Annotated in this window: 7 protein-coding genes; 5 read left to right on the top strand and 2 right to left on the bottom strand. The window is 66.3% G+C overall.

Annotated elements, in window-relative coordinates:
• Positions 1 to 80: 80 nt before the first annotated feature.
• From infB to pnp, 5 genes are all read left to right on the top strand, one after another.
• Positions 81 to 2,657: a translation initiation factor IF-2 gene (gene infB, locus ACW7G6_RS04255; RefSeq protein ID WP_456979608.1), complete on the top strand. Its 2,577-nt coding sequence runs from the start codon at positions 81 to 83 to the stop codon at positions 2,655 to 2,657.
• A gap of 4 nt (positions 2,658 to 2,661) precedes the next feature.
• Positions 2,662 to 3,027, top strand: coding sequence for a 30S ribosome-binding factor RbfA (rbfA, locus tag ACW7G6_RS04250; protein WP_456961711.1), 366 nt, complete (start codon positions 2,662 to 2,664; stop codon positions 3,025 to 3,027).
• Positions 3,028 to 3,059: 32 nt separating this feature from the next.
• Complete coding sequence (gene truB, locus ACW7G6_RS04245) at positions 3,060 to 3,998, top strand: tRNA pseudouridine(55) synthase TruB (protein ID WP_456997609.1); 939 nt, start codon at positions 3,060 to 3,062, stop codon at positions 3,996 to 3,998.
• Positions 3,999 to 4,186: 188 nt separating this feature from the next.
• Positions 4,187 to 4,447, top strand: coding sequence for a 30S ribosomal protein S15 (rpsO, locus tag ACW7G6_RS04240; RefSeq protein WP_456961709.1), 261 nt, complete (start codon positions 4,187 to 4,189; stop codon positions 4,445 to 4,447).
• Positions 4,448 to 4,584: 137 nt separating this feature from the next.
• Entirely contained in the window at positions 4,585 to 6,693 is a 2,109-nt protein-coding gene (pnp, locus tag ACW7G6_RS04235) for a polyribonucleotide nucleotidyltransferase (RefSeq protein ID WP_456979606.1), read from the top strand.
• A 144-nt stretch (positions 6,694 to 6,837) separates the two neighbouring features.
• On the opposite strand, the gene ACW7G6_RS04230 is transcribed toward pnp, so the two are convergent.
• Together ACW7G6_RS04230 and ACW7G6_RS04225 are read right to left on the bottom strand one after the other, a co-directional pair.
• On the bottom strand, positions 6,838 to 10,119 hold the full coding sequence (locus ACW7G6_RS04230) for an error-prone DNA polymerase (RefSeq protein ID WP_456997608.1): 3,282 nt from the start codon (positions 10,117 to 10,119) through the stop codon (positions 6,838 to 6,840).
• 163 nt (positions 10,120 to 10,282) lie between these two features.
• Positions 10,283 to 11,707 (bottom strand): Y-family DNA polymerase, encoded by a 1,425-nt coding sequence (locus tag ACW7G6_RS04225; RefSeq protein WP_456979604.1) that lies wholly within the window; start codon positions 11,705 to 11,707, stop codon positions 10,283 to 10,285.
• Positions 11,708 to 11,963 lie beyond the last annotated feature (256 nt).

The following is an 11,963-nucleotide window of genomic DNA, read 5'->3' as shown; positions in this document are numbered from 1 at the left end:
GAACGGGTTCCAGAAACCCAGCCGTTAGAATGCATCATTACGCACGGGCATTGGTCCGTGCCACAGGACACGGAAACCGAATGTCGCAGGAAACCACTATCCGCAAGTTGGCCGCACTGGTGAACACGCCGGTCGAGAAGCTGCTGGAGCAGTTGGCCGAGGCTGGCATGCCCTTCGACGGGCCTGACCAGGCGGTCACCAGTGCCGAGAAGGGCAAGCTGCTCGGCTTCCTGCGCAGCGCCCATGGCAAGGGCAATGCGCCCCTCGCCGTTGGCGGCCCTGCCAAGAAGATCACTCTCAGCCGGAGCCGCAAGCAGGAGCTTACGGTCGGAGGCGGGAAAAGCCGTGCCACGGTTGACGTGGTGGTACGGAAGAAGGTCACCGTGATCCGCCCCGACGAGAAGCAGGGTGAGCCAACCGACGAGCGCGCCGAGATCCTGCGCAAGCTGGAAGCTTCCAGGCAGCGCAACCTCGCCGAGCAAAAGGCACTGGCAGAGGCCGACAAGCGCCGCGCCGACGAAGCCGAGCGGGTGAAGCGTGAAGCCGAGCAGGCCGCACAACTGAAGCTTGAGCAGGCTGCTGCGGCGGCGGCTCCCGCGGCTCCGGCAGCCGTGGAGGGCGAGCCCAAGCCCGCTGTGACCCATGGTCATGGCCATCCGAAGCCCGCCGCGCCGCGGGCTGGCGACGAGCGCGGGACTTCACGCCACAAGCGTGGTTCCAATGCCGCTCCCGCCAGCGCCGACGACGATGGAGGCAACAAGCGTTTCGCCGGGCAGATGCACTTGAGTGCGTCCGACCGTGCGCGTCGCAGCACCAACGCCCGTGGGCGCCCGGCGCCGCGGCGCCAGGGCAACCAGGCACGCAGCGGTACCGGGTTCAGCAAGCCGACCGCGCCCATCGTGCGCGATGTTGCGATTGGCGAGACCATCACGGTTGCCGACCTCGCCCAGAAGATGTCGTTGAAGGGTGGGGAGGTGGTCAAGGCGCTGTTCAAGATGGGCGTGATGGCCACCATCACCCAGAGCATCGACCATGACACCGCGGCACTGGTGACCGAGGAGCTTGGCCACAACGTCGTCCGCGCCGATGCAGCCGACGTTGAAAACGTCCTGTTGGCGCACGTGGAAAACAACGATGGCGAGCAGGTGGCCCGTCCACCGGTAGTGACCATCATGGGCCATGTCGACCACGGCAAGACCTCGTTGCTGGATCAGATCCGTCGCACCAAGATCGCCACCGGCGAGGCTGGCGGCATTACCCAGCATATCGGCGCGTACCACGTGCAGACCGACAAGGGCATCATCAGCTTCCTGGATACGCCGGGTCACGCGGCGTTCTCCTCGATGCGTGCACGAGGCGCGCAGCTCACCGATATCGTGGTGCTGGTGGTGGCCGCCGATGATGGTGTCAAGCCCCAGACCATCGAAGCGGTGCAACATGCCCGCGCTGCCAACGTGCCGTTGATCGTGGCGATCAACAAAGTCGACAAGCCCAGCGCCGATCCGTTGCGGGTAAAGAACGAGCTGCTGGAACAACAAGTCGTTGCCGAGGAATTCGGTGGCGAAACCCAGTTCGTCGAGTTGTCTGCCAAGACCGGCCAGAACATCGACGGATTGCTGGACGCGATTTCACTGCAGGCGGAATTCCTGGAGCTTCGCGCCGTCGCCGAAGGCCGCGCCAACGGTGTGGTGATCGAGTCCGCGCTCGACAAGGGTCGCGGCCCGGTGGCCACCGTGCTGGTCCAGCAGGGCGCGCTGAAGAAGGGCGATTACCTGGTCTGCGGCGTGCAGTACGGCCGCGTGCGGGCGTTGTTTGACGAGACGGGTGCCCAGGTCGATTCGGCCGGCCCCTCGATTCCGGTGCAGGTACTGGGCTTGTCGGGTGTTCCCGATGCCGGTGACGATTTCGTCGTGGTCGAGGACGAGCGCCTGGCCAAGGATGTGGCCGGCCAACGTGACGCCCAGCGTCGCGAGTCGCGCCTGGTTGCCCAGAGTGGCACCCGGATGGAAGACATCATGGCCCAGCTGGGCCAGGGTGGAGACCAGCTCAGCCTGCCGCTGATCATCAAGGCCGACGTGCAAGGCTCGGTGCAGGCACTGCGCGAGGCGCTGACCGCGCTGTCCACCAGCGAGATCCGCATCAACGTCATCGGCTCCGGCGTCGGCGGTATCAACGAGTCCGATGCGCAACTGGCATCGACCTCCAAGGCCACCATCATCGGATTCAACGTGCGCGCCGACGCGTCCGCCCGCAAGGTCATCGAGACCAACGGCGTGGACCTGCGTTATTTCTCGATCATCTATGACGTGATCGACCAGGTGAAGCAGGTTGCCTCGGGCATCCTGGGTGTGGAGATCCGCGAGGAAATCATCGGCAATGCCGAGGTTCGCGATGTGTTCCGCAGCTCCAAGTTCGGCGCCGTCGCCGGCTGCATGGTGGTGGAGGGCGTGGTCAAGCGGACCAAACCGATCCGCGTGCTGCGCGACAGCGTCGTGATCTTCGAGGGCGAGCTGGAATCGCTGCGCCGCTTCAAGGAGAACGTCGACGAGGTCCGGGTCAACACCGAGTGCGGTATCGGCGTGAAGCAGTACAACGACGTCAAGCCGGGCGACATGATCGAATGTTTCGAGCGCATCGAGGTCCAGCGCACGCTGTGATGCCATGAAGACTTTCCATCGTACCGATCGCGTTTCCGCCCAGCTCCGACGTGAGCTGGGCACCCTCGTGCACGAGGCCGTTCGCGAGCATGGCCTGCCGTCGGTGAGTGTGTCCGACGTTGAAGTCACCCGCGACCTGGCGCATGCCAAGGTATTCGTGACGGCATTGCAGCCAGAGCGTGCGCAAGAGGCGATGGAAGGGCTGAAAGAGCTGACCAAGCCACTGCGTTACGGACTCGGGCGCGCCATGCAGTTGCGCCACGTGCCGGAACTGCATTTCCATTACGACGACTCGGTGGATCGTGGTGAGCGCATCGAGAACCTGCTGCGCGAGAATCCGCCGGTGGGCGACACCGAAGACCCTGCCTGATTGATCCAGATGGATCGGAGCGGATCGGATCGATGAGCAAGCGTCGCCGTGCCAACTTCCGCCCGGTCGACGGGCTGTTGTTGCTCGACAAGCCCGCCGGACTGAGTTCCAACCAGGCCTTGCAACAGGTTCGCCGGTTGTTCCATGCCCGCAAGGCTGGCCACGCCGGCAGCCTGGACCCGCTCGCCACCGGCCTGCTGCCGATCTGTTTTGGCGAAGCTACCAAGATCGCGGGGTTGTTGCTGGGCTCACGCAAGGCCTACCAGACCACCGCGGTTCTGGGTTCCACCACCGACACTGACGACGCCGATGGCCAGGTGCTGCAACAGCGACCGGTGCCGTCATTGCACGCCGCCGATATCGAAGCGGCTTTGGCGCCGCTGCGTGGCGACATCCGCCAACGTGCACCCATCTATTCCGCCCTGAAGCAGGGCGGTGAGCCGCTGTATGCCAAGGCCCGACGTGGCGAGCCGATCGACGCGCCAGTCCGCGATGTCGAGGTACACCGCCTTGAACTGCTGGAGCACGACGGGCCGCGGCTGGTGCTGTCGATCGAATGCGGCTCGGGAACCTATGTGCGCAGCCTGGTTCGGGAGATCGGCGAATCGCTGGGGTGCGGTGCCCACGTGGAGGTCCTGCGGCGGCTCTGGGTTGAGCCGTTCACCGATCCCGGGATGTATTCACTCCCCGAGCTGGAAGCATTGGCAGGGCAGGGCGCGGACGTTCTTGATGCCTGTTTGTTGCCGATCGAGGCGGGGCTGGCCGCTTATCCCCGGATCACCCTGGACCCGGAACAAGCGCAATCCCTGGGCCATGGCCAGCCAGTCCGCCCGGACGTCACGCTGCCGGGCCCGGTGGTCGTCGCGGTTCACGATCAGGACGACCGGGTGCTGGGCCTGGGCCGAGTCGACGAGACCGGATTGCTGCATCCGCAGCGATTGTTCGCATGGGCCACGCCGGCGGCGTGCTGATTGCAACGGAAGCGCTGACGCGCCTTGTTGTCCCGGGGACAGAGGGCTACAATTTGCAGGCTTTCCCAAGCAAACCCACGTTTCATCATCCAATTCTGTAAACAAGCGGCGGACCAGGCGGTGCGCCGGTGCTGGCATTGCCCGGCATCGGACGCGTTCTGCGGGTCGCGCATCAACGAGGCAAACCCATGTCCATTGACACCAGCAAGATCATTGAAGACAACAAGCGCGGCGAGAACGACACCGGCTCCCCGGAAGTCCAGGTCGCCCTGCTCACCGGTCGCATCGAGCAGCTCCAGGGCCACTTCAAGGAGCACAAGCAGGATCACCACAGCCGTCGCGGCCTGCTGATGATGGTCAACCGTCGTCGCCGCCTGCTCGACTACCTGAAGCGCAAGGACAGCACGCGTTACAAGGCATTGATCGCGAAGCTCGGTCTGCGCCGCTGATCGAAGTATTCCCTCGCGGCGCAGTGATGCGCCGCGACTGTTTTCGGGGTCGCAAGACCCACCAGGTCGCGAGCCGGCGACCGACCGGGCAAGGCAAGGGCCATGACCGGATCGCACAGCACCGATAGGAAACCAACGTGGCGAAAATTACCAAGACCTTTCAGTACGGCAATCACCAGGTAACCCTGGAAACCGGTGAGATCGCGCGCCAGGCAGGCGGCGCCGTGATCGTTCGCATCGAGGACACCGTGCTGCTGGTCAGCGCCGTCGCCAACAAGACTGCGCGCGAGGGTCAGGATTTCTTCCCCCTGACCGTCGACTACCAGGAGAAGTTCTACGCCGGTGGCCGTATCCCGGGTGGCTTCTTCAAGCGTGAGGGCCGTCAGACTGAAAAAGAGACCTTGATCTCGCGTCTGATCGATCGCCCGATCCGCCCGCTGTTCCCGGACGGCTTCCGCAACGAAGTCCAGATCATTGCCACCGTGATGTCGATGAACCCGGAAATCGACGGCGACATCCCGGCGCTGCTGGGTGCGTCTGCCGCACTGGCGTTGTCGGGCGCCCCGTTTGATGGCCCGATTGCCGCCGCCAAGGTCGGTTACAAGGACGGCCAGTATTTGCTCAATCCGACCAAGACCGAGCTGGAGGATTCCCAGCTGGAGCTGGTCGTCGCCGGTACCGCCGACGCGGTGCTGATGGTTGAATCCGAAGCCGACGTGCTGTCGGAAGAGGTGATGCTCGGCGCGGTGATGTTCGGCCACAGGGAAATGCAGGTCGCGATCAACGCGATCAACGAGCTGGTCGCCGAAGCCGGCAAGCCGAAGTGGACCTGGGCCGCACCGGCCGCTGATCCGGCCCTGGTTGATGCGCTCAAGACCGCCATTGGCGATCGCCTGACCCAGGCGTTCGCGGTCAGCGACAAGCTGGAGCGCAAGGACGCCATCTCGGCGTTGAAGAAAGACGTGATTGCGTCACTGGCGCCGCAGGCGGAAGCCAACGATTGGAAGGCCTCCGACCTGTCCAAGCAGTTCAGCGTGTTCGAGTACGGCACCATGCGGGGCTCGGTGCTGAGCAGCAAGGTCCGTATCGACGGCCGTGCGCTGGACACCGTGCGCCCGATTTCCTCGCGGGTCGGCATCCTGCCCCGCGTGCACGGCTCGGCGTTGTTTACCCGCGGCGAGACCCAGGCCATCGTTGCGGTCACCCTTGGCACTGCGCGTGATGGTCAGGTCATCGACGCCGTCGCCGGCGAGTACAAGGACCACTTCCTGTTCCATTACAACTTCCCTCCCTACTCGGTGGGTGAAGCCGGCCGCATGATGGGCCCGAAGCGTCGCGAGATCGGCCACGGTCGCCTTGCCAAGCGCGGCGTGCTGGCAGTGATGCCGACGATGGAAGCGTTCCCGTACACCATCCGCGTGGTTTCGGAGATCACCGAGTCCAACGGCTCGTCCTCGATGGCCTCGGTCTGCGGTTCGTCGCTCGCGCTGATGGACGCCGGCGTGCCGATCAAGGCGCCGGTCGCCGGTATCGCGATGGGCCTGGTGAAGGAAGGCAACGACTTCGTCGTGTTGTCCGACATCCTGGGTGACGAGGATCACCTCGGCGACATGGACTTCAAGGTCGCCGGTACCAGCGAGGGCATCTCCGCCCTGCAGATGGACATCAAGATCCAGGGCATCACCGAAGAGATCATGAAAGCCGCGCTGGCCCAGGCCAAGCAAGGCCGCCTGCACATCCTTGGCGAGATGGAAAGCGCACTGACCGCCCCGCGTGGCGAGCTCAGCGAATTCGCGCCGCGCCTGATCACGATCAAGATCCACCCCGACAAGATCCGCGAAGTGATCGGCAAGGGCGGCTCGGTGATCCAGGCGATCACCAAGGAGACCGGCACCCAGATCGACATCCAGGACGATGGCACGATCACCGTTGCCTCCGTCAATGCGGCTGCCGGTCAGGCGGCCAAGGACCGGATCGAGCAGATCACTTCCGACGTCGAGCCGGGCCGTATCTACGAAGGCAAGGTCGCCAAGATCATGGACTTCGGCGCGTTCGTCACCATCTCCCCCGGAAAGGACGGACTGGTGCACGTCTCGCAGATCTCCAATGATCGCGTCGAGAAGGTCAGCGACGTGCTCAAGGAAGGCGACGTGGTCAAGGTCAAGGTGCTGGAAGTCGACAAACAGGGCCGTATCCGCCTGTCGATGAAGGCGGTCAACGACGGCGAGGGCACGCCGGCCGAGTAAGCCGCGCACGCATCAATCGTCATGAAAAAGCGGGCTTCGGCCCGCTTTTTCGTTGTGTGGAGCGTCTGCTTATGCGCTGAGACGGACCTGCGCATCCGGTAATACCTCTCGCCATTCGGCCGGCATGCCGGATCCGGTATCGGGTCAATGGAAATCGCGGGAGCGGGTGTCGAGGTCGCCGAGCAGGCCGCTCAGGTTCTGCAGCCGTTTCGCGACCAGGTGTTGCACGCCGTCCTTGCACTCCAGCCGGCCTTCGACCGCGAGCAGTCGCGATTCCAGCAACTCGCGGCGCTGGCGTTCGGCGAGGTCGCGCCAGACCACTACGTTGGTCATGCCGTCCTCGTCCTCCAGGGTCATGAAGATCACGCCGCTGGCGGTCTGCGGGCGCTGGCGCAGGGTGACCAGGCCGGCAATGCGGACGTGGCGGCCGTGCGGCATCGCCGCGACCTCGCCGGAACGACGGTAGCGGCGCGCCGACAGTTGCTTGCGGATCATCGCCAGCGGATGCCGGCCAAGGGTCGTGCCGGTCATCGCGTAGTCGGCGCGCATGTCCTCGTCGGCGCTGGGCAGCGGCAACACGATCGTCTCGCTTTCCCGCGTCGCCGGGGTGTCAGCGAACAACGGCAACTGCGGCTCGATCCCGGTGATCGCCCAACGGGCGCGATGGCGATGACCGGCGAGGCCGCGCAGGGCTCCGGCATCGGCGAGCAACGATTGCGTGCGGCGGTCGAGCGCAGCACGCGCGCACAGATCGGCGACATCGGTGAACGGACGCTGCTTGCGTGCGACCTCGATCCGTTGCGCCGCGTCGGGCTGGAAGCCACGGATCATCCGCAGGCCGAGGCGGATCGCGGGTTGTCGCGCGTCATCCCCGCGGAAGCGGGGATCCAGTGACTTTGGCGTATCTGGTGGACCCGCGGTATCCAAGTCGCTGGGTTCCCGCTTTCGCGGGAATGACGGTGCCGGGAATGACGGTGCCAATGACGGTGCCGGGGATGACGGTGTCGGGAGCGACGGTGACGGGAATGGCGGCATCGGGGGCTTGGAGATACCTTCCAGACTGCAATCCCGATCGCTGTGGCGCACGTCCACTGGCAACGTGCGGATGCCGTGCCGGCGAGCGTCCTGCAGTAACTGGTCGGGCGAGTAGAAGCCCATCGGCCAGGAGTTGATCAGCGCGCAGGCGAACGCCGCCGGTTCGTGGCACTTGAGCCAACTGCTGGCGTAGGCGATCAGGGCGAAGCTGGCCGCGTGTGACTCGGGGAAACCGTAGTCGCCGAAGCCCTTGATCTGCTCGAAGATACGCTCGGCGTACTCGCGGCTGTAGCCGTTGCGAAGCATGCCGGTCATCAAGCGCTCGCGGTGGGGCTCCAGTCCGCCGCGGCGCTTCCAGGCCGCCATCGAGCGGCGTAGCTGGTCGGCTTCACCAGGAGTGTAGTCGGCCGCGGCCATCGCGATCTGCATCACCTGTTCCTGGAACAGCGGCACGCCGAGGGTGCGTTCCAGCACGGCTTTCAGCTTTGCGGAGGGGTATTCGACCGGTTCCTGGCCGGTGCGGCGCAGCAGGTAGGGGTTGACCATGTCGCCCTGGATCGGGCCGGGGCGGACGATCGCGACCTGGATCACCAGGTCGTAGAACGTCTTCGGGCGCAGTCGCGGAAGCATCGCCATTTGCGCGCGCGATTCGATCTGGAACACGCCGATGGTGTCGGCGCGGCTGATCATCTCGTAGGTCTGCGGGTCTTCGGCCGGGATGTCGGCCAGCGCGGCGATGTCGCGGCGGCCGGTGTCGCGCAGCAGGTCGAGGGTCTTGCGCACCGCGGTCAGCATGCCCAGCGCCAGGCAGTCGACCTTCATCAGCCCGATCTCGTCGAGGTCATCCTTGTCCCACTGGATCACGGTGCGGTCGTCCATCGCCGCGTTCTCCACCGGCACCAAGGTGTGCAAGGGGTACTCGGAGATCACGAAGCCGCCGGGATGCTGCGACAGGTGGCGGGGCATGCCGATCAACTCGGCGGTCAATGCGATTACCTGGCGCAGCACCGGTGAGTCAGGGTCGAAGCCGCGTTCGCGCAGATGCTCGGCGAGGGGTGCGTGGCCGCCCCAGCGGTCCATCGTCGATGCCAGCTCGCCGACCACGTCGGTCGGCAGGCCGAGCGCGCGGCCGACATCGCGCACCGCGCCGCGGCCGCGGTACTGGGTGGCTACCGCGGTCAGTGCGGCGCGTTCGCGACCGTAGCGGTTGAACACGTATTGCAGGACTTCCTCGCGGCGCTCGTGCTCGAAGTCGATGTCGATGTCCGGCGGTTCGTCGCGCTCCTTCGACAGGAAACGCTCGAACAACATGTTCATGCGGACGGGATCGATCTCGGTCACGCCCAGCGTGTAGCAGATCACCGAGTTGGCGGCCGACCCGCGACCCTGGCAGAGGATGCCCTGCGAACGGGCAAAGCGGACGATGTCGTGCACGGTCAGGAAGTAGGACTCGTAGCGCTTCTCGGCGACGAGGGCGAGTTCCTTGTCGATCAATGCGCGGGCCTTGTCGTCCACACCGTCGGGCCAGCGCCAGCGCGCACCTTGCTCGACCAGGTGGCGCAACCAACTGCTGGCGTCGTGGCTGGACGGGACGAGTTCGTGCGGGTACTGGTATTGCAGGTCGTTGCGCAGGCTGAAACGGCAGCGATCGGCGATGTGCAGGGTTTCGGCGAGCAGGTCGGCTTGATCGTCGGGTCCGTAGATTGCGGCCAGCGCGCGACGGCTGCGCAAATGACGTTCGCCGTTCGGGAACAGGCGGTGGCCGGCTTCGGCGACGGTGACGTGGTGACGGATCGCGGTTATCGTGTCCTGCAACGCGCGACGGCCGCGCACGTGCATGTGGACGTCGCCGGCTGCGACCAGCGGCAGGCCGAGGCGGGCGCCGGCTTGCCTTAGCTGCGTTGACCGCGTCTCGTCGTCAGGGCCGCGGTGCAGCTCGACCGCGAGCCAGGCGCGGTCGTGGAAGGTGGTCTTTATCCAGTCTACGTGCGCCTTGTCGGGCTGCTCGCCGGGCAGCCAGAGCGCAAGCAGGCCGTCGGTGTCGACGAAGTCCTCGCGCAGCAATCGATACTCGCCCTTGCGCGCGCGGCGGCGGGCGCGGGTGATCAGGCGGCACAGCGCGGTGTAACCGGTGGCGTTCTCGACCAGCAGCACCAATTTGGGACCGTCCTCGATCTGCATTTCGCTGCCGACGATCAGCTTCACGCCGAACCGTTCGGAAGCTTCCAGCGCACGCACGATGCCGGCCAGCGTGCACTCGTCGGTGATCGCCAGCGCGGTGTAGCCCTGCTGTTTGGCGCGCTCGAACAGCTCGGGCGCGGTCGAGGCGCCGCGCTGGAAGCTGAAGGCGGACAGACAGTGCAGTTCGGCGTAGGCAGGTAAGGGGATCATGTGCGTGCGGACCCCCGTCGTTCCCGCGCTCCCCGTCGTTCCCGCGAAGGCGGGAACCCAGCGACGTTGGCCCTGCCGGCAACCGAGGCACTGGATCCCCGCGTTCGCGGGGATGACGTGGAAAGAATGGATCCCCGCCTTCGTGAGGATGACGGAGTCGCTCTCATCCGAACCACCCGTGCAGCATGAAGCCATCGGCGCGTCCGTCACTGGCGGCATCGCCGGCCTGCCGGAACGCCCAGGCGCGCTGGCCGTGGCTGGTCTCGACCTGGTAGTAATCACGGCGCACGTCGCCATTCCACCAGCCAGTCTCGATCCGCTCGGGGCCGGCGACGATGCGGACATGGCGGTCTCGCAGCGGTAGTGGTTTCGGCAGCAGCCAACCGGGGCGTGGCGTGGTGGGGGCATCAATCACGCGTGCCGACTCGGCCTGCCATGAGCGTTCCGGGCGGTGGTCGGCGCGCATGCCAAGGCCATGCACCGCCTCGTCGCCGAGGCGCGCACGCAGGCGTTCGCGCAGTTGCTCCCACGGCACCGCCTGCTGCGGCCGGGTGTCAAACAGATCCCGGCCGGCGGGCACGAACGGCGGCAGCTCGGATGCAACCAGTTGCAAGCCACGTACCGGGGCGGGCACCCGCATCTGCTCGAGCCGGCTGCGGGCCAGTTCAAACAGCATCGCCGGGTTGCGCTCGGGCGCGAGCAGGCCAACCACCAGCTCGCTGTCGGCGCAGCGTTCGTGTTCCAGCACCAGGGTGAAATGCTGCACGCCGCCGTCGCGACCGGCGAGGTAGGCGGCCAGGTCGCCGGTCAGCCGGCGCAGCGGGAACAGCAGCGCCTGGCTGGATTCGACGTCGTAGTTGAGCTCGATCCGTGAAGTGAACGAGTCCGGTGGCTGGTAGTAGCGCAACGGCGTCGGCAGCGCGCCGGTCAGCCGGTCCAGGTGCGCCAGTGCCTCCTTGCCGACCCGTTTGCCGAGCGCGGCGCGGGGCAGGGCGAGGACTTGCCGCAGCTTGCGCAGGCCCATGCGGGCGAGGCTGGTCGCCACTTCCGGGGCCAGTCCACTGCGTTCGACCGGCAACTGGCCCAGCGCGTTGTGCAGCGGCATGTCGTGGGCAATCGCCAGGCCGTCGTGCACGTTGGCCAGTGCGCGGGCGGCGTACGGATTGGGCGCCAGGGTGATGCGGTGGCGGAAGCCGAGTTCGGTCAGGTCCGCGCGCAGCTGGGTCTCGAACCGTGGCCACGGGCCGAACAGCTTGAAGCTGGCTTCGACCTCCAGCAGCAGCGCCGAGGGCATGGTGCGGTTGACCAGCGAGCTGTAGCGGTACGCCCAGGCGGCCAGGAAGTCATGCCAGCGCTCGACCTCGGCCGGATCATGCTCGGCGGCGGTGAATCGGCTGCAGAGTGCTTGCGCCGCGCCCAACGATTGGCCGGCGCGCAGACCGGCGGTTTTCGCCGCGGCGTTGACTGCGCGCAGCACGCGGCGTTGCGCCGGCCCGGTCACCAATACCAGCGGGGTGTCGGGGTCGGGGTGGCGGCGCAGGACGCCGTCGAGCGCCAGTTGCGGCAGGAGGATGCAGGCCCAGAGCATCGGCCTTGCTCACTGCGCCTGCGTCGGGAGGGCGCGGGGGCGGAAGGGAATGGGGGCCGGCATGGCTTGGTCGGGCAGGGGGCGGCCGGCGGGGATATTGCTCCGGCCCTTCGTCAGGTCCGCTCCGCGGTCCGGCCCGGCGCAGCGCGCCGGGCGTTCGCGCAAGCCGCGCGGCAGTGCCGCGCAAGCAGGCCTGCACTCACCCTGCCCTGAGGCGGGCCGCCGGCCATCCTTGGCCGGCTTCTGCGCAATACCC

Source organism: Lysobacter sp. A421, from assembly GCF_054052145.1.
This window is presented reverse-complemented; position numbering and strand designations above follow the sequence as displayed.